The sequence below is a fragment of the Candidatus Hydrogenedens sp. genome (genome assembly GCA_035361075.1).
In the GTDB taxonomy this organism is placed as follows: Bacteria; Hydrogenedentota; Hydrogenedentia; order Hydrogenedentales; family Hydrogenedentaceae; genus Hydrogenedens.
Genome location: DAOSBX010000023.1, coordinates 29,133 through 52,896 on the forward strand (window position 1 = coordinate 29,133; position 23,764 = coordinate 52,896).

Below are 23,764 nucleotides of genomic sequence, written 5' to 3' on the forward strand. Positions count from 1 at the left end.
TTTAGGACAGAGTAACTATACCCGTAAAAACCACTTCTTTTTATATAAGAAATAAAGAATAAACCAGGAAACCAGCAATACAACCCATGGCAAAATATGTTGAATCGCAAATGGGGGTAATTTCCCTCCTGTTAACCATAGTATTCCTTCTTCCAGAAATGGTGCTCCCATATAGGCAATGATGGCGTTAGACCCAATAACAACAAACGGGAATGCCCATGCTCTTATATCGCCAATTTCCATCACAACATAAAAAAGAGCCAATAACAAAAATGACCAACCACCAGCCCACAAAACCATCGAACTTGTCCAGATATGTTTGATAATGGGGAAATGAAAAGACCAAAGCCAGCCCACCAAAAGACAAATAATACCGACAACAGTAAGGGTAAAAAATGCTTTCCAACGATTTTGAGAATTATGAATAATATACCCCGCATGCGTCCCTAACATAACAGACGCACTAAACCCCAAACTACTTAATACCCACGTATAATGTGTGCCATCACGAAATCGACCCAAAACAAGTTCATCGATATACATAGCCCAGTTCTGTTCTGGTTGGAGAACACCTACTCCGACACCAGGCAAAGGAATAAACATCATCCATAACCAATATATTACAAGCAAAATCACTGTAACCAATACATGAAAACGGAGAGGAATATATAACAATACAAGAGACGATACAAGATAGCCCACCGCAATGGCTTGTAACGTATTGCTAAAAAAATGCAATTTATTAATGTCAAATGAGAGTAAATGCCCCTGTGCAATCATGCCTAAAATCCATAAAAGTAATATGCGACGTCCAAGACGCAAAAACAACTTCCTTTTATTGCCACTACCAGAAATATATTTTTCCATAGAAAATGGGATAGTAACCCCCGTAATAAAAAGAAAAAGAGGCATAATCATATCCCATGCCGAAAATCCTTCCCATTCAGGATGGGACAATTGATACTGCAACCATGGCGGGACACTACCCAAACATAAAATAATCAAGCTAACTATAACCTCTTTCCCCTGCATAATCCAGAACATATCAAACCCACGCAACGCATCAACGGCAAGCACACGCGGAATAGATACCGCAACTCCAGTTTCATTCATTTTCTTATCTTCATATACATTATTTTTAGAATTGCTATTCATAAAAAGTCCTCTAATATAAATATTATAGTTAAATAAAGATAGGTTTGATTATAACTAAAAATAGAGATTCATTACCTCAAACAGAAAATCCCGCAGATTAATGGGAATTATACAAGAGAATATTAGGAAATATTGTTATTTGTTTTCTCACATAGGACGTAAGCCTGAGGTGCCAGGATTAAATCCATCTTCACTTCCTGGCGCTTGAGAGTAGCCTTCAGAATAGTTAAAAAACTGAATTAATCGTAACAATTCTGCAAGTTCAATTTGCCAGTTTTGCGGATTGTAATCGCTGTGATGAGGTAATCCATCCTTTGACCCCTCCAAACCTGGCGCATAACCATCCTCCGTCCCTTCCTCTATGTGGAAACCTCGGGAGTTAAACAACTGTATTACTCTCAATAGTTCTGTCAACTGAATTTTCCAATCATGATTTGTATCTGCAGAATGCCATATTCGTCCATCTCCAACATTCCCTGTATTCCATTCAAATTCGCAGGAGCGATTGAAAACTATTCGCCATTCAATAAGTCTACCGCTTTTACCACTTACCCAATCAAATATAACCAATTTCCATGTGCCCATCCCGTTCTTGCCGATTAGAGGTGATAGCGGTTGGAATGGCTTAAATCGCCCTGTAAACGGAGGTGTCCCTTCACTTATGGAGTGTTCAGCCGAGTCGTCAAAAATCACTTTTTCATAAGCACTATTTAATGAGCCACCTACGCGGGATGCAAGGTATATTCTATCTCCTTGTGGTGATTCTAACCAGATAGTTAATTGATCCAACGACTCATGAATAACATAAATTCCAATTTCAATATCTTCAATTATAAAATTCTTATCAACATAAATATGTGATATAGTCTTTTCTGCATCCCTGATTGTCTGAGGCGTATCAAAAGGATAAAATTGTATACATTCAATTTCCCCTTCTTCAACAGTTCCTTCCCCTTCTATGCTCCCTTCAGAGATTCCTTCTCCTTCATTTGTATTTGTGCCTTCGGAACTTCCCTCGGCTGTCCCTTCATTATCTCCTTCATTACCTCCTTCTATAACCCCTTCCAGGTTCCCCTCCACTATTCCTTCACCTTCTATGCATGGAGGACAACCACCTCCATCATAAGTTATTTGTGGATTTAAAGCATTTGTAATAAAAATGTCTGCCCCATTAATTTCTGTGGCAACAGCATTATATTCCCCTAAATTACAAATTCCATCTAAGTCTGCATCTCCATTATAAGCCAGAAATCTTTCTGAAGAACGGTCAAAAGCATTTATATCAGGAACAGGAATCGGAATAGACGAGTTTTCAAGTTCATCGGTAATAATCCGTATTGTTGCTTCCTCACCTAACGTCATAAGTCCTGCGATAGCCAGAACCGCAATATCACGGGGAATGATGAGGAATAAAACAGGCTGAACCGATTGCACCTCATCCGCCCATTCTTCTGTTAGTAGCAGGTTGGTCTCGTATGCAGAACGGACACAACAATGATTAGGAAGAAATGGATTTCCAAGTACTGCATCAACAAGTTTCGCATGGGTGCGGTCAATAATGCCATTACCATCTAAATCTGAAATTTCAGGGTCTTTATTGACCAGTGGATTCTGATAAATAGACACCAAAGCAGACTCAAAGTCAGACATGATAGGCTCTGTATTCCCACAAACTATAGAACAGGGTTCTATAGCACAAGGATTAATAGGCTCTCCTTCCTCTGCCCCTTCTACGACTCCTTCTCCCTCAACTGTTCCTTCGTTTATTCCTTCAACAATTCCTTCTCCTTCTACAAATCCTTCAATAATTCCTTCTTCTTCACCTTCACCCTCCAATTCGATACATTGCTCGGGTGAAGGATACCAATCTGAACGAGTTACTCCTTGTAAATAACAGCAACGACTACGCAAACGGAAACATTGATATTCCTCCAAGTTAGAATAACCATCTCCATCTGGGTCTGCATTATAAGCAAGGATATGAGGTAATCGGGTATAATTCGACAAATCGGGGATATGCACACCGAGGTCAATCCCCTGTGCGTTTACAGCTGTTGATATCGCCTTGATAGGGACAGATACAGAATTATCATCTCCTAACAACATATACCCTGCTAATACTTTGTGTAATTCTGGTGCTAATATATTAATAAGACCAGAAGCCCCACCTAAATCACTATACATTTGCGATACATTACGGTTCCAGCCGTTACATACGTGTTGCGATATAGGATTTAATTCAGAACGCGTCATGTAGAAATTGATTAAGGCAAATTCATCGCTATCCAATATCCCATTAGGAAATATTAATAATGCCTGTTCATCATATCCTCCATTAATATCTGTGCTTCCTGGGTCAAACGAATACCCTCCTAATTGCGATTCAAAGCCCAGTTCCCGTATCCGCTTTTGCAATGTTCGCATTAGTGAATCGAAATCGACAGGTTCACAGATGGGCTGATTCGGTTCGCACAATCCTGGGCAACGGTCTACATTAAATCCGCCCGCAGGTGTCTTTGCTTGATAAACATACTCCTCTCGCGTACCTCCTTTGCCAATTACATAGTTATACTCTATTTTATTGGATAACTGGTCACTATCAGGGTCTCCACCAGGACCACACGACTCTTCACCATCTACAGGAGGCATCTTAAATGAATAGTAAAACCCCGATAAACCTAACGTCTTTGTAATTTTATCCGCAAGGCTCTGACTAATAGTCATAAGAACTGCCAATACATGCTCATAATCGCGAATAATTGAATACGTGGAATCATTCCTCAATCGGTAAAGATTTCCCGTATACTTTTGCCTCGCAGGATAATTCAGGTAATACGTAGTATCACATAAAACATCCGCCAGCAGAGCAGATTCCCAACTATCTTTCATCCCGTTTCCATCCCAATCCCCATTAGCCCATGAACCTAATTCAGGGAACAGTGAATATAAAGCCTGCCCTTCCAAATCAACAATAGATATTAATGGGCATTGTGTCGGTTCCTCACCATTATTTGACTCTACACCATCGCAACCTCCACCATTATCACGGACGGACGGATTTAAAGCATGTGCAACAAAGGAAGCCAACCCTGCCAAGTCATGGGAGACCGCGTTGTACTCAGATAGATTACATACGCCATCATCATCCGCATCACCTGTAGCACCTAACACCGTAGATGCACTTGTATTAAAATCCGCCACATTTACATTAATGCGGTCTTCCGTATTTAAATATGCATTGGCACCATCAAATATCGCTTTAACCACAGCAAGGCTTGAAGGCTCTCCTAATGTCAATAATCCTGTTAAGGCTTTTTCTACTTTCCCTAAATCCACCACCAATCCAATGCCTTGTTCAACTGGCAAATTCCAATACTTCCGTGATAATCCGTCCCATAATCGATTTAGATACACTTTAATAGCAATATTATTATGAATATAAGCACTGGCAACAATATCATAGTGGAGTGTGGTCTGACAGGCTAATATTAAATCTTCAAGTAGAGCCTGTGCATAATCAATTATCTGATTGCCATCCAGATCTGTAGTATAGGGGTCTTTACATACAAGACATATAGGAGACATGAAGGGAATATTAATACGAAGTTCATATAAATACTTTAACGATTCAGCAAATTCAGATTTAATTCCCTCTGGACATTTCGGATTAAGCACGGCTATTATATAATTCTCACGAACTGCAAAAGGTAAGCCAGCATCCATAACTTCCTGATATTCCTGTCGATTACTAAGCCCATCTAAATCAATATCAGTATTAGGATTAAAAGGTTCGATCCATATCCCGAAACGATTGATAACAAAAGGTATATAAGGCTTGGTTAAAACAGCACTCAATCCATTTTTAACTGCAGAACACATGGAAGAATCCAATAATAAAAGAGCAGTAACCAGATGTTCTACAGGTTGGAGCAAACTGGCATAAGCTGGTTCAGAACGGATACCCCTCAAAGTGGTGTTATATGCATTTAACAATTCTGAATAAAGGGGATGAGTAGGATTACAATATACTTCTGCTAAGGGACCTACTTCCCATGCATCTAACATGCCATTGTTATCAATATCCCCAAATTCCCAGAATACACCCAAATAAGGATACAAAGCCCTTCCCTGTTCATCTAAAATAGGCAACAAAGGACAATTATTAGGGATATCGCCTCCTCCACCAACTCCTGTTCCAATTGTATAATATTCGCCATAAATAAATGTTCCATCTGCCATCCCTGCCAAAGGATTCCAAACATTGTCATATATCGTATCGTTGTCTATCAGGTCAATACTCAAAGAACCATTTCCCGAAGGTGTTGAAACAAATACAGTATACAAATCACCCCCTCCTTCTACACGGAGAATTTCCGCCCCATGAACATCTCCACGAACATCCAATCGAAAATCACCTGTATCTACTCCGCGAACCGATTCTGAAAACTTCACTTGAAATGCAACTGTATCACCAGATGGAGGATTATCCGAGACTATCTGAATAGCATCTACAAAAGGAGGGTCTGAATCTTTTAGCCATGCACCATAAACCTGAGCCACAGCATTCTCCATAAGATAAATATAACCCTGTGCATTCAAATGAATAGGATCCAACTCGTTTTTATTATTGGCTCCCATTGCTTGACGAGGACTAAACAAATCCCTATAACCCGCTGGAAAATTTCCATATCCTTCATTGGGACCCTGAGGCAAAACGGAATAATTTTGCCCTATTCCTAAACTTGGAATTCCCATCCTCGCCTGCATAGTCCCAAAACTATGAATATAGGCAACACGGTCCATACTCAATGCAAGGTCCTTCTTGCGTCGTTCTAATTCTATAAACACATCATTCACATGACGCTGATACTCACCCACCTGCTGGATAGTTGTCCAACCTAACCATGGATACTGAGGGTTAAACACGATAACAGGCACTTCCCAAAGCCATAATGCTAATTGAGTTGGCTGTTCCACACTCGCAACATAAATAGTTATATCAAAGGGATTATAGGGATTCGTATATGTTCCCCATGTATAGCCTTCGGATATATTCAAATAATCGTATCCACAAATAGCAACACGGACATTGGGTCGCACACTTAAACAGTGTTGAATAACGTTCCTTAAATGTTGAATAGCGGTGTCAATTACAGCATTCGTTTGTTCCCATGAATAGTGATATTTCCAGCCAACATTAATATCATTTCCACCCAAACTAATATGAACAATATCAATCGTAGGATATTCGTTTAACTTCTGAGTTATCTCCGCTTTTAAATTGTCCGTGTCCCAATCTCCAGCCGTTGCTCCATGTAAAGCAATGTCGCCAACCTCAATATACCTTCCCCCTAATTGCTGTACCATCTCTGGGCGGAGTAAGACCGAACGCAATGCTGGCGGATCCTGCAATGCCCAGGGATAATACGTCCAACTATCACCTACATATAATATTCGGGGAATGTCTGAAAAACATAAACAAGGGAATAGGAACAATAGAAATATTAAAATTGCATTCCTTCGCGCCATTTCTACCTCTTTAAGTTTACTATTTTCTTTTATATAAATTATAGCATATATCTAAAATATGTCACCAAAAAAAACCTTCATTTTATAACTTGACTGCTGGTATGTTTTATTTCGTTTTACTACAATGACAATATAGTAGTGAAAAATAAAAAAACTGAAAATTAAAACGTTTTATAAGATTTAAATGATTAATAAAAGTCAAATTTTAGTTGACAACTGATTATTTTTGTGATAATATACAAGTTATCGTATACTATATATTGTATAGCATAAGGACTTGTTTATGTTTTACCAAAAAAATACGTTCACGAAGAAAATGGTATGCACAATCGTTTTTGCACTTATCAGTGCTGTTATATTTTTAACGGTTATACAGGATTATTCATACGTTATAGAGAGAACAAAAAGGGTTACCTCTTCAGAAAATCCTTTAATTTCAATAAATCAACCTTTCCTCCAACGTTTTGTTAACATATTAAGAGTATTTTTTGGTCCTGCAATCCATGCTATCTATATTATTCCCTTCCTCTGGTTAATTGTGTTATGGGGGTCGACACGAAGCTTTTCTATAATTCAGAGTGTTACAGGACTTTTTATTTTACTTTTAGGTTTAGTTAGTTTTATTCAGGCTTATTTCTACTACCAAACGGGTAGTTATCATTCTGACGGGGCTATCGGGGTAGTGATTAACGACATATTAAAGTATTTTGGGTTAATCCCAAGTTTAGTTGTTTCATTTATGTTGGTATTAGCAGGTATATTTTTATCATTGGATTGGTTTGCCTTATGGATTGTTTTTTCGGCTGTACAATTAGTTACTGCCATATTTAAATTCAATGCATTTGCTGTTTGTAAGATAAACGATGTATTTAAGAAAAGAAGCAAAGCAAAACAAATTGATACTACAACAGATACTTCATCTTTACAATTGACTCTCCCTTGGCAACATGAAGAAACAAAAAATAGAGAAAAATCTCTTCTCCCAGAAGTGCCAATCTTGGATGTTTCAGAGAATCCATCCTGTGATGTAATTGATTTTTCTAAGACGAAGTTATCTTCATCTGATACACAAGAACATTTGCAGGAAACTCGTGTGGCTGTGAATGAGACCCCATCCTTTACAGAGAATAAAAGACTATCGGTTTCGCCACTTCAGGATGAAAAAAAAGAAGTTCTATTGCCATTCAATACGGGCGTACCTAATGAACCTATACGTCCAGTTCGTCCTTCAGAACCAAAAAAGGAAGTTTCTCCGAGCAAAGCACCACAAAAAGATTATCCTAAAAAATATACTAAACCGCCGTTAAGTCTATTGGATGAGCCTATTCCATTACAGATTCCAGATTACAACGACCAGATTCAAGAACGAGCCAGAAAACTTATAGACACATTAGAGCGGTTTGGCGTAAAGGCTCGTGTTACAGGGATTACACGTGGACCCACAATCACCCGATTTGAATTAGAGCCGGAGCCCGGAGTTCGTGTTACCCTTTTCTCATCCCATGCAGATGATATTACTCTCTCATTAAAAGCAGACCGAGTTCGTGTTGAAGCCCCTATCCCTGGGAAAGGCAAAGTTGGTATTGAGGTGCCAAATCTGGTTCGCGAACAAGTTTTGCTCCGTGAATTGTTGGAAAGTCCAGCAATACATAAACATCAGGGAAGATTAAAATTACCATTAGGGAAAGATATCGCAGGAGAAGTGAAAGTTGTTGACCTTACACAAATGCCACATCTTCTTATTGCAGGAGCGACTGGTTCAGGGAAAACAGTTTTTGTAAAGGCACTTTTAGCAAGCCTATTATTTCAATACACTCCTGAAGAACTAAGATTAGTATTAATCGACCCAAAGATGGTGGAATTCTCAATATTTAATGATATCCCGCATCTATTGGAACCTGTGGTAACTGATGCGAAAAAAGCAGGCGAAGCCCTTGAAATACTTGTTAAAGAGATGGAACGAAGATACAATTTATTTGCTAACACCAATACCCGAAACCTTGAAATCTATAATCAAAATATAGATAAGGGGCAATTAGAATTATTCAAGAAAAATCAAGATGACTTGTTTGATAATGATAAGGAAGATGAAGAACCCCGTAAACTCCCACATATTGTTTGTATTATTGATGAATTAGCTGATTTGATGATGTTACAGCGTGCTGCAGTGGAAAGTGCAATTGCTCGTCTGTCTCAATTAGCACGTGCAGTAGGAATACATCTTATTGTGGCTACACAACGCCCCTCTGTGGATGTTATTACAGGTGTGATTAAAGCAAATTTTCCCGCCCGAATCTCTTTTCAAGTTTCATCACGAGTTGACTCCCGTTGCATTTTAGATACTATCGGAGCAGAAAAGTTGATTGGACATGGGGATATGTTATACCATAATGCTGGGTTACCGAAACCTATGCGGATTCAGGGTGCATTTGTAAGCGATGAAGAAATAGAATCCTTAGTAAATTATTTGAAATCACAGGCACCACCGCAGTATCTTAATAGCATTGGTTCCGGTAATCGGATAAGAAAAGAAAATGACTTTGATATGGACGGCGAAGACCCATTATTTGAAGAAGCGGTCCGAGTCGTTCGTGAGACAAAACAAGCGTCAGTGTCACTGCTTCAGCGAAGGCTGAGGATTGGATATGCACGTGCTGGTCATCTAATCGACTTGATGGAACAGCGTGGAATTGTAGGTCCACATCGCGGGAGCAAACCACGAGAAATAATCGGGTTTTCTCCCACAGATGGAAATGAGATAATAGATAATGAAAATTATTATAATGAAGATGATGACGATGGAAATGGTGTGTTAGTATAAACTCTTCCGATGAGGAAGTCGGAATATGGAAAAATTAAAAAACAAATTTGGGCTGAAATTAAAGGAACGTCGGGAAACATTAGGCTTGACGGTTCAACAGGTCTTTGAACAGACCCGCGTTCCTATCCAATATATCGTTGCATTTGAAGAACAAAATTTTAATGTACTAACTCGTAATCCTAATGTCCGAGCATTTTTAGAATCCTATTGCCATTATTTAAATATTGACCCACGTCCTTATTATGATGTTTATCTCGAATGGCTCAGGATGCAACGCTCTACAGATGCTCCTTCGAAAACCGCGGGTAAAAATGTAATATCTCGCGAAGAACCTATTATTTTACCTTCATGGTTGGAACCTGTTATTACATGGAGCATTGTTTTATCTGTATTGATTTTATCATGGTTCGTATACAATTTCTTTACACAATCAATACGTGAAGCACCATCAACCAAAGCGAATGCAAGTACCGTTGAGGCTCCCGCTATCCATTTTGAAGAAGATTTTTAAATTTTTATTAAAATTATGTGTGAGAAACCGACAGTGCTATGAACATAAATTTACCAAATCAGCTTTCCATTGCCCGTTGTTTCCTTGCTATTGTATTTGTAGTTTTCATGTCCTTTACTCATTGGATTAGCTTCTCCTTAGCCTATGTAACATTTACCTGTGCAGCTATCACGGACTACTGGGATGGAAAAATTGCCCGACAGACAAAGAGCGTTACAAAATTTGGACAATTGATAGACCCTGTTGCTGACAAGGTGCTCATGGTTGCTGCGTTTATTATGATGATGAAACTGGAAGAACTAAAAATTCCCGGATGGTGTGTTGTCGTTATTCTTGCAAGAGAATTTTTAGTGACTGGTATTCGTGCTCTTGCCGCAGCAGATGGAAATATTATTCCCGCAGACCCATGGGGCAAATTAAAAACAGTATTACAAATGGTATATGTTTTTGTGTTTCTACTTCTGGCAACTACTCGGAGGTTCCTTTTAGATGTGCCCTTACCATGTATCCCAGAAGATATGATACAATGGGGTGACCCATGGTTGGCACAGGCCTCCTTAATTGCTATTATTTTCGTTTCTTTTTATACCCTTTATTCTGGATTTGAACTGATATGGAAGAACTGGCAAAGTCTTCGATTAGATTAAATAATAAAGACACAACCTATGAAAACGGTAATAATACAGCCATGTCCCGAGCTATCATCGATTTAGATGCCTATCGCCATAACGTGCAGGTAGTGCGGAACCTTGTAGGTTCCCATGTCCATATAATCGCAGTTGTCAAAGCAAATGCTTATGGACATGGTGTCATTCCGATTGCAAAATGTGCTGAAGCGTGGGGTGTCAATATGTTAGCAGTAGCTAACATAGAAGAAGGAATTAAGTTGCGTGAAAATGGTATAAAGATACCTATCCTCGTTCTACTCCAACCCTATGAAGATGAGTTGTCTGCCATTATTGACTATCAGTTAACACAATTAATTTCTGAAGCCGATATTTTGAAAAAAATATCAGAGTTGGCAGTTCGAGCGAGAGTTACGGTTCCTGTTCATTGTAAAATTGATACAGGCATGGGACGACAGGGATTTAATATAGACACGGCAATAACAGAAATAAGAAAAGTAGTTCATCTGCCTCACATCGATTTGGAAGGAATTGCCACGCATTTCCCTTGTGCTGATGAAGAAAATGATGCCTTTACCATCAATCAGATTCGTATCTTCTCCAAACTCCTAAATGAATTTGAAAATAACGGTATTCCTTATGAATTTGCTCATGCTGCAAATTCGCCTGCAATAATAAATTATCCAAAAAGTCATTTTGATGCAGTTCGCCCAGGACTAATGACATACGGTATCTGGCCAACAAAAAAAATCAAGGACAAAGATATATTAAAACCAATTCTTCGTTGGGAAACACGAGTAATTCAAGTACGGACATTGAATGCAGGCAATACCATTGGCTATGGTAGAACCTTTACCGCTACACATGATATGGATGTCGCAATCTTACCTGTGGGCTACGCAGATGGGTTCCGTTCTCAATTATCAAATGGTGGAGAAGTGCTTATACATGGGTGCCGATGTCCCGTACGTGGAAATGTTTCTATGGACCAGATTGTTGTTGAATTAAAAACACCTCGAACGGTAAAACGAGGAGATACCGCAACTCTGATTGGTAAAGATGGCAACGAAGAAATTACCGTAGAAGAATTCGCAACACGTGCAGGAACGATTACATACGATGTTCTTACAGGCATTGGAAATCGGGTCCACCGTATTTACATCAATGAAGAGCGCCCTTCCCATTCATAGAAAGAGAACCGATGACGTATCATTACTACATCGATGGTTATAATTTACTCCATGTCCTACATCAGCACAAGAAAACGAAATACAATGACCTTGAACAGGAACGAGAAAAATTAATACATCTTCTACAAGAATTTTCAGCCATATCTGGAAGTAAAATTACAGTAGTCTTTGATGGTGCTTCCCATGAACAGCAAAATCTAACACATAGCAAAAACTCAAAAACCATTGCCTCTGTTCAGATTTTATTTTCGCCACGGGGCTCCGATGCAGATAGCGTAATAGAACATTATGTTTATAGAGAAACAGAAAAAGAGAATACTTTTGTTGTCTCGTGCGACCATACACTAAGAGAAACCTGCATCGGAATGGGAGTTTATGTAATGCGTCCCGAACGGTTCCTAAAATATTTTAGTCAGATACAACACTCTATTACTATCCAACATAAATATACACCACCACCCCCTCCTATTGATACACCACTTCGTGAAAAATTACTGCCCTTTCTTACAAAAATCCAGAATAAAGATAAGTGAGAGATTATAAATTCAGTAAGAATATTACTATTCTTTATCATTTCTATTCATCGGAAAACCAAAACTAATTGAGAACCCTTCAAGCACAGCAGTGAATGTCGCTCTGGGATTAAGGAATTTTAGTAGGGGTGGTTGAGCCAATGGCTTTTGTTCCTTGATGGTAATGTAACATAGTCCAGCACATATAAGACACAACACCCCACTTGTTATAAAGCAAAATTGAAATCCGTGCCAGTCCCATCGTCGTATAATTTGCCCTGCAAGTACTGGCGTTATCCCTAATGATAATCCAGAGGTAACTGCCCAAAGATTTGTATATGGTATACGTAATTTCTCTGGAACCATGTTCAGCATAGCCCGATGAATAGAAGTCCAGAATGCTGCAGAAAACACTGTTATCAATACAACCAACACAGGAACTAAATAATATACCCAAGGATACCGAGGGATAAACTCAATAAAAGGCAATACCAATAGAGCATGGCAAAGTAATGCACGGAGAATAGCAGGTGAACTGCCATACGAATCTGAATACCTACCCCATGCAGGGGCGGTAAGCATAATAAACAAACTACCCGCAGAATTTATTATAAGGATATTCTTTTCAGATAACTTTAGGATATCTCTAAGATATAGCACAATAACAGAGCCGAACCAATTCGTTGCACTTAACGAAAAGAAAGCAGGGATAAGAAACAACAAATATGTTTTATCTTTCAATACATAGGTATAAGGCATATAAAAATCACGCATTTGAATGGATATTTTTTGTCCCATCCCACCAGGTACCCGAGCCATCCAAAACAGGCTTAGTAAGCCACCGAATATCCCAACAGCGTAAATAACCAGAAATTGATTTACATTCGGATTTTTCCCTAAAAAAAACCCTTGTGATAATAAAATCCCAACATTCACTAATTGAACCGTGCCCGCCTCAGCACTAAAATATAGTCCTCGTTGCTCATAAGGGATAACCTCATGTAACCACGGCAACCAGCCACCAGAACCAAATGCACGTGCTAAACAAAAACCTAAGGTAAGAGTAATAAGTAATGTCCAGCCTGCTTGATTCCCATAGTGAGCAATAACAAATGGCATAGCGAAAATCGGCAACATAATCAAATTGCGGATAAGCCATGTATATAACATCAGATTTTTAGGTCCTACCCGTGTGACTAAGGGCACCATAAATATAGTGAGTATAGTTGTAAACGGCATGAACGATATAAGCAAGCCAACTTTATCTGCTGGCATACCAATTGTGCGTGCAAAAAGTACCATAGCAGGACCTACAATACATTGCCAAGATATAACATTAAATGCAGTAAATGCCAGATATTTACGAGGTGCAGTATGTAGTTCTGTTACAGCACGAATTAAAGGAAATCTTCGAAGAAACGGCGATAGAAACATAGGTTAAGACATACCTGAAAAGGTATCTAATATATATTCAAACTGTTCATCTGTAATATCACGATGAAACACAATCCGTATACAATCCTTGCGGACAGCATTCACAAAAATACCCTTTTCATAAAGTGTTTGTCGAAATACCATCGCATCGGGCACTTTCATAAACAGGATATTCGTCGGTGAAGGCAGAGGAAATACATAACCTTTACGTTCAAGAGTATTACGGAAGATAAGTGCTCGTTCATGATCCTTGTATAAATCGTCAATATGATGTTTCAAAGCATATAAACCCGCAGAGGCAATAACACCCGCCTGACGCATACCTCCGCCAAGTAACTTTCTAAACTTCCGTGCCTTCATAATTAATTCTTTTGTCCCGCATAAAACAGAGCCCGCTGGAGCACCTAACCCCTTAGATAAACAGAAGTTTATCATGTCACATGGTTCAGCAAGAAATTTCACTTCAATATTGCATGCAATACCAGCGTTGAATATTCGAGCCCCATCACAATGTAATTTCATTCCTAATTGACGACATATATTACCAATAGCAGATACCTCTTCATAATCGTAATATACACCTCCACCACGGTTAACCGTGTTCTCAATTGATACCAGGGTTGTCGGTGCTCGATGGATGTCTGTCCCCGAATTAAAGCGAGCAAGAATATCATCCACACTAATTTTCCCCAACGGATTGGGGACAGATAAAGGAAGCAAATTTGCTATACGAGCGATACCACCTACTTCATAATGCATAGTGTGTGCTTGTTCCGCAACAATAACAGAATCTCCAGGATTAGTTAATGTTAAAAATGCAATAAGATTTGACATAGTTCCCGTCGGGGTAAATAAAGCAGATTCCTTGCCCATCAACTCTGCTGAATAGGATTCCAACTCATTTACTGTCGGGTCTTCTCCATAAACATCATCACCAACCTCCGCATTGGCCATTACATCACGCATCTCTGGCGAAGGTTGCGTAACCGTATCACTCCGTAAATCAACCAACATAAAACACTCCTGAATATAAATACCGTAAATAATATTCTGACAATTATAAATGAAGATAAACAAAAATTTCATAAGAAAGAAAAAACATAACATCCCGCACAAAAAATAAAATGTACAAATCAATACAATTAGAATAAGCACAATAATGAATGATTAAACAGCCAAAAAAATTTTTCTAAACATCAAAATTCATTATCGATATTTTCAAATATTTTATCAATTTCTTTTTGTATCTTCATTGTTTCATTTAATATGCCTGCTATATTGCAAAAATGCTTAATATCTTTGAGCTGAAGTTTTTGGCCTTTGCGGTCTTGTAACCATTTGTATAATACTTGATATCCACCGATATTATATTCCCAAACCTCATCTTTTACACCCTCAAAAAATTGTCTATCATTAATATATATTTTCTTGTTTTTATACTCTACTTTTTCTATTGTGCTATTCCCCTCACCTTGGAATTGCAGTTGAATAGAAGTGATTATCTTTTTGCATAGATGGAGCTGTGTTAATTGTTCTCCTTGTTTCGCTATTTTTGTGAACAAACTAAACGTTTTTGTAAAAGGTATCCGAGGAAAATCAGATTTAAGAAATTCTCTATATTTTGATCGATATATGTTTGAATATAAAACTGCATAGACATAGTAAAAAATGTCTTCTGGGGTAGGGGTCTTTTTGTACAACGTCTTCAATTTTTCTACTATATTCTCATCGATGTTCGGTTTTTTCACTGAATAGTTTTCTTCTGGCTCAAAAAGTAACCATGTCATCCCTAATGAAGAAATGCCTCTTCTTTTTTGTTTATTACGGGTTCCCTTTTCGTCATAGATGTATAACGGGAAAAGGTAATTAATATCTAATGCTGAAATTGCTGTCGCACCAGAAATAATCGTATCTGTAACAAAGGCAAAATTCCATAATTGAGAACTTCGAGACCGTCGGATAGAAATTAACCCTAAATTTCCATTCAACATATTTCTCATTACTTTGGGTCGAGGCCTACAATGAAACCCCCGTGATTTTCCTGTGTAATATGTATATCGAACGTCAAACGGACGGTAGAGAATAGGAACTATTTTCTCCTTACTCAAACCGCTCTCGATGAGGTCTTTTTGTGCCAGTTCGATTTTCCAATCGCGGGCGTCTTTGCCAAGGCTAAATACGCTCCTTGCTGTTTCTATGTCGAGTTTTGCAAAATGAAGCACTGTATTCCACATGTCTTCCTTAGACCATTTAATTGTTAGATGGTCTCTCGCTGTAATGATCCCCACACTATTTACAGGAAATATATCGGTTATTTTTGTAAAATTCTCGTATTTCTTAAAATACTTTTCGTCTCGTGGGATGAATAAATAATTTTCTTTTTTAGGATGTAGTATTTTCCATTTTGTTTTGTTTAATGAATGGTTGTTCAACCATTCATATTTATATTCTCTTATTCCCCAAATTTCAGAATGGTAAACCTTTTTGTTCAGACCCCGTTTCCTAACAAATATGCCTATAGCCACACCTTGCTGTATATCAAATACATTTTCATCCTTACCTCCGTCCGGACATATTTCTTTCTTTTTGCTGTTCCCATGTAAATCAAGAATATATACCTCATCAAAACTATCCATTAACGACTTTCTCATACCCCGGAAGGTTGGGTTATCAATATAACTATGATTCGTAATAAATGCAAGGATACCTTCCCCAGACTGTTCAATTTTCCATTGTGCAAACCGAATAAATTTTACGTAATCATCCTGTAACCATTTTGGGTTTTTTTCACCCAGAGGTTTTCCATTTATTTGATAGTAAATTTTTATTTCTTGGCTTATCCACTCTCCTTTGTTGACGGAATGTCCAGAATAAGGCGGGTTCCCTAAAATAACCAGTATCGGCGTTGTCTTTTTTACTTCATTGGCAAGGCTTGCCTCTTTGCTCAATGAAGATATGTAAGGCAAACTTGTTTGTTCTATGGGCTCCATTTCGAGCGTGTTCGTAAGATAAAACTTGAATCGGTCATTATCATGAAGTTTGTACCCCATCTCCTCCAACAGAAAAGAAATTTTAAGATGCCCAATAGCGTATGGTGCCATCATAATTTCAAAGGCATAGAAAGAATTCAAAATATGCTCTTTTATGAATTGTTCTTTACTACCCGAGCCATATTTATTGGTAAAGTTATTAATAGCAAGGTTAGCAGCTACTGCTAAAAATGTAAGCGTTCCTGCCGAGGGGTCTAATATAGTTACATCTTCCGATGCAATACCATCTTTTTTGCCAAAATGAGATTTTAATATCTCGTCTACTGACTTAACGATATAATGAACTATTGGTTCAGGTGTATAATAAACCCCTCTTTTTTCTCTTGTCTCGGGTTCATATTCACTAAGAAATGTTTCATAGAAATGAACGATTGGGTCACTCCCTTTATTTTGATGAAAATACTCATCGAGTATTCTGAAAACATTCGATTCTGCAAGAACATCAGATATGTCGTCAACTATCCACTCCATTTGAGCCGGGATATCACCCATTGAAATATATCTGAATATTTCACGTAAAATACCAATTGTTTTAGGTATTTGGTCATATGCAAGTTTTCGATTAAATCCATTTTCAGACCTTGTTCTTGCAGCGAATAAACCATATACTATCGTTTGACTATAGAGGTCTGCAAAATCGATTTGGTTTAAATCGTTAATCAAGAACTTCTTAAAAACATCGTAAAACTCGTATAACCTCTCATTCCTCTCTTCAGGCGATTTCCTTAATTCTTCATATACAATTTCTTTCAAAAACTGCGTCCGTTTTGCTAATTCTGTGGCTAAATCCTTTGCTTTATATGTTTGTGGGATAGAAAAAGATAGGAATTTATTTAGCATTTCATAAAATCGTTTTTCCTCTTTAATTCCTGGAGAGAATGTAAAATCAACGTGATAAGGAAATGGTTCTGCAATCTGAACCATATCGATTAATTCCCCATTTCTATATAACCTAAATTCGGTAAAATTAGTTAATATCAAATTTGGAAAAACATGTCTATATCTTGTTAACTGCTCTGTCTTCTCTATTCGTGTTAGGTCTGTCTCTATAATATTTTTTGCCTCAATATAACCAATTATTCTTTGTTTGCCATCCCAAACTCTGAAATCCGGACATCCTGCTTCTGTCCTCTTCGGAAGTTGTGTAATGGAAACGCACCTATGAATTGAATTTGTATAGTTTTCTAACAAACTTGATAGCGCCGGATAGAAACTCTCTTCCGTAGCATCTCCCCTATGATAAATATTAAAAATCCCTTTTATATAGTTTTTTATCATTATATTGATACGTGGTTATTACAATTATAGAAGTTTTGTTTTATCTTATAATTAAACTCTAAAAAAAATCAAATCCATTTATCCATTTGTCTAATTTTTTTTATAACTTATAACAGTCACGTTTTTTTTGTTTATACAGTTAGATTATGAGGGATTATTAACAAAAATTGTCCACAAATCCATAAATAAACTATAAATAAGCACAATTTATATCTTTACATAAAACTATAAATTTGATTATTATTTATAAAAGGATTTTTATAGACCCGATAATTCTATAGTTCTTTATGTGAAATACTTAAACGACATGTTAAAAAACAAACGAAATTATGTCCTTATATTAATTGGCATCTGGACTTTTTTTGCAATTCTGTTTTTACGTACAGCGTGGCTGTGTGATGATGCATATATTAGTTTCAGGACAATTGATAACTTTGTTAATGGCTATGGGCTATGTTGGAATGTTAACGAACGAGTTCAGGCGTACACACATCCCTTATGGCTATTTCTTCACATACCCTTTTATTTCCTCACAAAGGAAATGTTCCTCACTCCAATTTTTATTTCTTTTACAGTTTCAATGTTGACCATCATTTTTGTTACTCTTTTTGTCGCCCAGAACACTGCACAAGTTTTAATTATGGCAAGCATATTAGGTTTTTCAAGAGCATTTATTGACTTCTCTTCTTCTGGTTTAGAAAATCCAATGAGTCATTTATTGTTGGTTCTTTTCCTTGCTTTGTTTCTTAGACAGAAGTTTACCTTACAAAACCTCTTTGTTTTGTCCCTTATCTCTTGTCTTGCAACATTAAATCGTCAAGATTGCATCTTAGTATATATCCCTTTTTTAATGTATTCATGGTGGAATACCGACAATAAAAAGTTAGGATTGTTTATCATCAGTACAGGTTTTATCCCCTTATTCATTTGGGAAATATTTTCTTTTATATACTATGGTTTCCCTTTCCCTAACACCGCCTATGCAAAATTAGGGGCTGGAATAGCAAGAGTTGATTTACTCCTTCAAGGACTACGATATTATGTATGGACGTATCGTCAAGACAGCATCACTTCTATAGTTTTATTTCTTGGTTTCATGATTCCTTTTTTCCGCAGACAAAAAGAATTATCACCATATATTTTAGGACTCTTACTCTACTGTATATATATTTTGTGGATAGGTGGCGATTTTATGGGTGGACGTTTCTTTACGCTTCCACTCCTTTTAGCAACCATTATAATTATTCGTTATTCACGGTTAGACCGTATAAAATATGGCATTCCTGCCTCGGCTATTTTTGTAATTTCAAGCATACTACAGCCTTATACTCCTATCCTTACCGGTGCCGATTTTAGTAAAGGAGGTTTCATCTCTGTTAATGGGATTACTACAGAGCGAAAATATTATTATGGTTGGTCAAGTCTTCTAAATTGGAAACCAGGAAAACCTATGCCATCATTTAGCTGGGCTAATGAAGGTAGGAAAAATAGACAAAAAAATCAAAAGATGACAAAAGTTTATGGATGCATCGGGTTTCGAAGTTTTTTTTCAGGTCCACTTGTTCATATTATAGATTATCATGGACTTTCCGACCCCCTATTGGCACGAATCCCTGCTCTTTATCACCCCAAAATAGCAATAGGACATTTCAAACGTTATATCCCTGAAGGCTATGTCGACTCCGCTGGAAATGACCACTATAATTTACAAGATGAAAACTTGGAACAATATTATAGATACATACGAATTATCACACGAGACCCAATATGGTCATGGGAGCGATTTAAAGTAATATTAAAAATGAACCTCGGATATTATTCCTATTTAATAGATAATGATAGGTACCAATTTGCCGACACAAAATTAAAACTCTATGACGAATGGCAAGAAGAAATAGAGAAATTACCTGCCAATCGCGGGATTTTAATTCCAGAAAGGGGTCTGGAAATTAGGTTCAGCGAAGTTCAACATAATCAATGGATTGACATGCAATTGAAACGATGGGAAAAGTACCACATCTTATTTTTTAACGGAAAAGAATACATATCACGGATTGTTTTAGAACCATTATATACAGACGCTCTATTCCCAAATCAGACCATCAAAATACCAAAAAACATTAGTAAAAAAGGATTTGATAAAATCCGTATCTTTGTACACCCTGGCGAGAAATATCATAAAATATTGGAATCAGAGATAAGAACCATTAGCCTATCGCCCACATGATTCGCAATGCTTATAATTTAGTATAATCCGATAGAAATATTTATAGACAAATATAACGATTAAAAAGAAGGCATAGTAATTAATTCATGCAAACTGAAAATAAAAAATCATTAGTCACTGCGATTATATTATACATCGTTATACTTTTCTTCTTTGCAATTTTATTTTTACGAACAGCGTGGCTGTGTGACGATGCATATATTACCTTTCGGACTGTAGATAATGCTGTCAATGGATATGGATTGCGTTGGAATGTTAATGAACGTGTTCAGGCATATACCCACCCATTATGGATGTTTCTTCACATCCCCTTCTATGCAATAACTCACGAAATGTTTCTAACAGGTATATTTATTTCGTTCACCGTTTCAATGATGGCAATAATTTTATTTATTTTTGGAGTTGCAAAAACAATTCCGCAAGCAATTATTTCCGCCAGCATATTAGGCTTTTCACGAGCATTTATCGATTACTCCTCATCAGGCTTGGAAAATCCAATGAGCCATGTATTACTCATCTTATTTTTCATTCTATTCCTGAAACAGCAATTTACTATTACCAATTTATTCCTCTTGTCTCTCCTAACCTCCCTTTCAGCCTTAAATCGTCAAGACTGCATTCTATTGTATTTACCCGCTTTAATATTCGCATGGTGGAAAACAGAAAATAAAATAAACGGTTTTATCGTTATTTGTCTGGGATTTGTACCTCTTGGATTATGGGAGTTGTTTTCTATTATCTATTATGGTTTCCCATTTCCAAATACTGCCTATGCAAAATTAGGAACAGGTATTGCAAAAATTGATTTGATAAAACAAGGGGTTTGGTATTACCTGTGGACATGGAAACGCGACTTCATCACCCTATTAGTTTTAATACTCGCTCTTATAATTCCATTTTATAGAAGACAAAAAGAATTATTACCCATGACTTTGGGACTTTTACTTTATTGCATGTATATTCTCTGGATAGGCGGTGATTTCATGGGTGGTCGTTTCTTTTCTGTTCCATTCCTTTTAGCGACAATCATTGTAGTTCAGTACTCACACCTGGATAAATTAAAATACGGAATTCCTGCTATGTGTATATTCATCATAACAAGCCTTGTACAACCCAATGCCCCAATTCGCACAGATTCTACATTCGGAAAAGATATATCCAACTTTAAAGATAATCACGGCATCGGTGATGAGCGAATGTTCTATTTCCAAGTAGCAAGTCTTGCAAAATGGGAACAAGGCAAACCTATGCCATGTAACGCCTTTGCCGACCAGGGTAGACAATATAGAAAAATGAATCAAAGAATAACAAAACTCCATGGTAGTGTCGGTTATCGCGGGTATTTTGCAGGACCCGTTGCACACATTGTAGACCAATATGCACTCTCCGACCCCCTATTAGCACGAATCCCAGCAATATACCGTCCCCAATGGCGAATTGGCCATTTCGCAAGATATGTCCCAGAAGGCTATCTCGAATCCGCAGGAAGCGATGTAAATAAAATAAAAGATGAACAATTAGCAAAATATTTTGACTATTTGAAAATTATTACCCGCAATCCTATATGCTCATGGGAACGTTGGCTAACCATTGTTAAAATGAATTTAGGAATGTACCAATACCTAATAGACAAAGACCGTTACCAATTTCCAAATCTCAAAAAAATGAGCCACGACGAACTTCAAGAAATAGTTACAACAAACCAATCCACAAAAATTTCAGTCCCCAAATACGGCATCGAAGTTCAATTCAACGAAATGAAAAATAACAAAGAAATCGCTATAGAATTAGATTCATTCGACACCTTCATTATCCTATTCTTCAACAACAAAAACTATATCGGAAAAATAACTATCCAACCATTACAAAAGACATTAGAACCCTTCACCAAATACAATATTCACGTGCCGTTTTGGATTCGAAAAAAAGGATATAACGCTCTAAGAATATTCACCTTTCCAGGAGATTCTGAATCTTTAATGAGGGGTATCTATTTCAACTGATTAATCCGATTTGACTTTTAAATATATTTATGTTATAATAATCCCCGCTTTTCATAAAGCATAATGTAACAACATGACCCTGAAAAAAATCCAAAGAAAAAAGATTTCAGGGAGTGTTATCAAAAAGTTGAAAAAATCGTTATACATATGCTATAATAAAAAGTGGCTTTGTCTAAAAAAGTGACTGGGGTATTTTAGAGTAAAATCCCCGTCAATTTGACAAAGCAATCACAGTTAAATTATAATATGTGAGATGATACGGGGTAAGAGACAAAAACTGTCTCTCTACCAGTGTCCATACCGACACGGACACGATACGCTCTATGAAAATTGAATACGATGCATGTCGTTGCAAAACGGTCTTGCGAAATAAAATGAATTTGAGTACTCCGGTCAATCGTCCGAAAGGACAACGGAGGCCAAGAAAATAACTCTTCGAAACTTAAGGCTCGGTAGCCGTGAGGCACAAACCGAACCCCTTAAAATAAGTTTGAATGGAGAGTTTGATCCTGGCTCAGAACGAACGCTGGCGGCAGGCTTCATACATGCAAGTCGAGCGGTAAGGTCCCTTCGGGGACCCTAGAGCGGCGAACGGGTGAGTAACAGGTGGATAACCTGCCTTTGGGTGGGGGATAACACTGCGAAAGCGGTGCTAATACCGCATGTGGTTGCCTTTTCATATGAATAGGCAAAGAAAGATGCTCAAAAGGCATCGCCCAAAGATGGGTCCGCCCCCCATTAGCTTGTTGGTAGGGTAACGGCCTACCAAGGCGACGATGGGTAGCCGAGCTGAGAGGTTGGTCGGCCACACTGGAACTGAGACACGGTCCAGACACCTACGGGTGGCAGCAGTAGGGAATATTGGACAATGGGCGAAAGCCTGATCCAGCCATGCCGCGTGAGGGATGAAGCCCTTCGGGGTGTAAACCTCTTTTCTGGGGGATGAAAAAGACGGGTAGGAAATGACCCGTCCTTGACAGTACCCCAGGAATAAGGAACGGCTAACTCCGTGCCAGCAGCCGCGGTAAGACGGAGGTTCCAAGCGTTGTTCGGATTGACTGGGCGTAAAGGGAGCGCAGGCGGTTGGGTAAGTCTAAAGTGGAAGCCTGGGGCTTAACCCCAGAAGTGCTTTAGATACTGCCCAGCTTGAGTATGCCAGAGGAAAGCGGAATTCAGGGTGTAGCGGTGAAATGCTTAGATATCCTGAGGAACACCGGTGGCGAAAGCGGCTTTCTGGGGCATTACTGACGCTCAGGCTCGAAAGCGTTGGGAGCAAACAGGATTAGATACCCTGGTAGTCCACGCCCTAAACGTTGTGCACTAGGTGTGGGAGGTATCGACCCCTTCCGTGCCGAAGCTAACGCATTAAGTGCACCGCCTGGGGAGTACGGTCGCAAGGCTGAAACTCAAAGGAATTGACGGGGGCCC

General features: G+C 38.0%; 13 protein-coding genes and 1 rRNA gene (1 of these 14 running past the window's edge). 8 read left to right on the forward strand and 6 right to left on the reverse strand.

The window, feature by feature from the left end; genetic code table 11:
* Positions 1 to 15: 15 nt before the first annotated feature.
* Positions 16 to 1,155 (reverse strand): DUF5009 domain-containing protein, encoded by a 1,140-nt coding sequence (locus tag PLJ10_08380; GenBank protein ID HOK09664.1) that lies wholly within the window; start codon positions 1,153 to 1,155, stop codon positions 16 to 18.
* A 147-nt stretch (positions 1,156 to 1,302) separates the two neighbouring features.
* Positions 1,303 to 6,684, reverse strand: a complete 5,382-nt coding sequence (locus PLJ10_08385) for a proprotein convertase P-domain-containing protein (GenBank protein ID HOK09665.1) — start codon at positions 6,682 to 6,684, stop codon at positions 1,303 to 1,305.
* Between the two features lie 283 nt (positions 6,685 to 6,967).
* Between PLJ10_08385 and PLJ10_08390 the strand changes: the two genes are divergently transcribed.
* From PLJ10_08390 to PLJ10_08410, 5 genes are read left to right on the forward strand one after another with little or no spacing between them, the layout of a single operon-like run.
* Positions 6,968 to 9,505, forward strand: a complete 2,538-nt coding sequence (locus tag PLJ10_08390) for a DNA translocase FtsK (GenBank protein HOK09666.1) — start codon at positions 6,968 to 6,970, stop codon at positions 9,503 to 9,505.
* A gap of 25 nt (positions 9,506 to 9,530) precedes the next feature.
* A complete protein-coding gene (locus PLJ10_08395) occupies positions 9,531 to 10,016 on the forward strand; it encodes a helix-turn-helix domain-containing protein (protein ID HOK09667.1) in 486 nt (161 codons plus the stop codon).
* Between the two features lie 38 nt (positions 10,017 to 10,054).
* Positions 10,055 to 10,663: a CDP-diacylglycerol--glycerol-3-phosphate 3-phosphatidyltransferase gene (gene pgsA / locus PLJ10_08400; protein HOK09668.1), complete on the forward strand. Its 609-nt coding sequence runs from the start codon at positions 10,055 to 10,057 to the stop codon at positions 10,661 to 10,663.
* Complete coding sequence (alr, locus tag PLJ10_08405; protein HOK09669.1) at positions 10,630 to 11,832, forward strand: alanine racemase; 1,203 nt, start codon at positions 10,630 to 10,632, stop codon at positions 11,830 to 11,832. Before pgsA ends, alr begins: the two co-directional genes overlap by 34 nt.
* 11 nt (positions 11,833 to 11,843) lie before the next feature.
* Complete coding sequence (locus PLJ10_08410; GenBank protein ID HOK09670.1) at positions 11,844 to 12,365, forward strand: NYN domain-containing protein; 522 nt, start codon at positions 11,844 to 11,846, stop codon at positions 12,363 to 12,365.
* A gap of 27 nt (positions 12,366 to 12,392) precedes the next feature.
* Here PLJ10_08410 and PLJ10_08415 read toward each other — a convergent pair whose 3' ends face one another.
* From PLJ10_08415 to PLJ10_08425, 3 genes are all read right to left on the reverse strand, one after another.
* On the reverse strand, positions 12,393 to 13,778 hold the full coding sequence (locus tag PLJ10_08415; GenBank protein HOK09671.1) for a hypothetical protein: 1,386 nt from the start codon (positions 13,776 to 13,778) through the stop codon (positions 12,393 to 12,395).
* Positions 13,779 to 13,781: 3 nt separating this feature from the next.
* Complete coding sequence (locus PLJ10_08420) at positions 13,782 to 14,792, reverse strand: GntG family PLP-dependent aldolase (protein HOK09672.1); 1,011 nt, start codon at positions 14,790 to 14,792, stop codon at positions 13,782 to 13,784.
* Positions 14,793 to 14,974: 182 nt separating this feature from the next.
* Positions 14,975 to 18,106: an N-6 DNA methylase gene (locus PLJ10_08425; GenBank protein ID HOK09673.1), complete on the reverse strand. Its 3,132-nt coding sequence runs from the start codon at positions 18,104 to 18,106 to the stop codon at positions 14,975 to 14,977.
* Between the two features lie 289 nt (positions 18,107 to 18,395).
* Here PLJ10_08425 and PLJ10_08430 point away from each other — a divergent pair, with 289 nt between their 5' ends.
* Positions 18,396 to 20,333 carry a hypothetical protein gene (locus tag PLJ10_08430; protein HOK09674.1) on the forward strand — a complete coding sequence of 646 codons (1,938 nt, stop codon included), beginning with the start codon at positions 18,396 to 18,398 and terminating at the stop codon, positions 20,331 to 20,333.
* 86 nt (positions 20,334 to 20,419) lie between these two features.
* The gene (locus PLJ10_08435) at positions 20,420 to 22,336 is read left to right on the forward strand and encodes a hypothetical protein (protein ID HOK09675.1); all 1,917 of its coding nucleotides are present in this window, start codon (positions 20,420 to 20,422) and stop codon (positions 22,334 to 22,336) included.
* A 239-nt stretch (positions 22,337 to 22,575) separates the two neighbouring features.
* Here the strand turns inward: PLJ10_08435 and PLJ10_08440 are convergent, their stop codons facing one another.
* A complete protein-coding gene (locus PLJ10_08440) occupies positions 22,576 to 22,803 on the reverse strand; it encodes a hypothetical protein (protein ID HOK09676.1) in 228 nt (75 codons plus the stop codon).
* 24 nt (positions 22,804 to 22,827) lie between these two features.
* Here PLJ10_08440 and PLJ10_08445 point away from each other — a divergent pair.
* A 16S ribosomal RNA gene (locus tag PLJ10_08445) occupies positions 22,828 to 23,764 on the forward strand (it continues 568 nt past the right edge of the window).

Coding starts and splice junctions, on each gene's coding strand:
- PLJ10_08395 (HOK09667.1), top strand. CDS start 9,531: ATGGAAAAATTAAAAAACAAATTTGGGCTGAAATTAAAGGAACGTCGG.
- PLJ10_08385 (HOK09665.1), bottom strand. CDS start 6,684: ATGGCGCGAAGGAATGCAATTTTAATATTTCTATTGTTCCTATTCCCT.
- PLJ10_08425 (HOK09673.1), bottom strand. CDS start 18,106: ATGATAAAAAACTATATAAAAGGGATTTTTAATATTTATCATAGGGGA.
- PLJ10_08415 (HOK09671.1), bottom strand. CDS start 13,778: ATGTTTCTATCGCCGTTTCTTCGAAGATTTCCTTTAATTCGTGCTGTA.
- PLJ10_08390 (HOK09666.1), top strand. CDS start 6,968: ATGTTTTACCAAAAAAATACGTTCACGAAGAAAATGGTATGCACAATC.
- PLJ10_08380 (HOK09664.1), bottom strand. CDS start 1,155: ATGAATAGCAATTCTAAAAATAATGTATATGAAGATAAGAAAATGAAT.
- pgsA (HOK09668.1), top strand. CDS start 10,055: ATGAACATAAATTTACCAAATCAGCTTTCCATTGCCCGTTGTTTCCTT.
- PLJ10_08410 (HOK09670.1), top strand. CDS start 11,844: ATGACGTATCATTACTACATCGATGGTTATAATTTACTCCATGTCCTA.
- PLJ10_08420 (HOK09672.1), bottom strand. CDS start 14,792: ATGTTGGTTGATTTACGGAGTGATACGGTTACGCAACCTTCGCCAGAG.
- alr (HOK09669.1), top strand. CDS start 10,630: ATGGAAGAACTGGCAAAGTCTTCGATTAGATTAAATAATAAAGACACA.
- PLJ10_08435 (HOK09675.1), top strand. CDS start 20,420: ATGCAAACTGAAAATAAAAAATCATTAGTCACTGCGATTATATTATAC.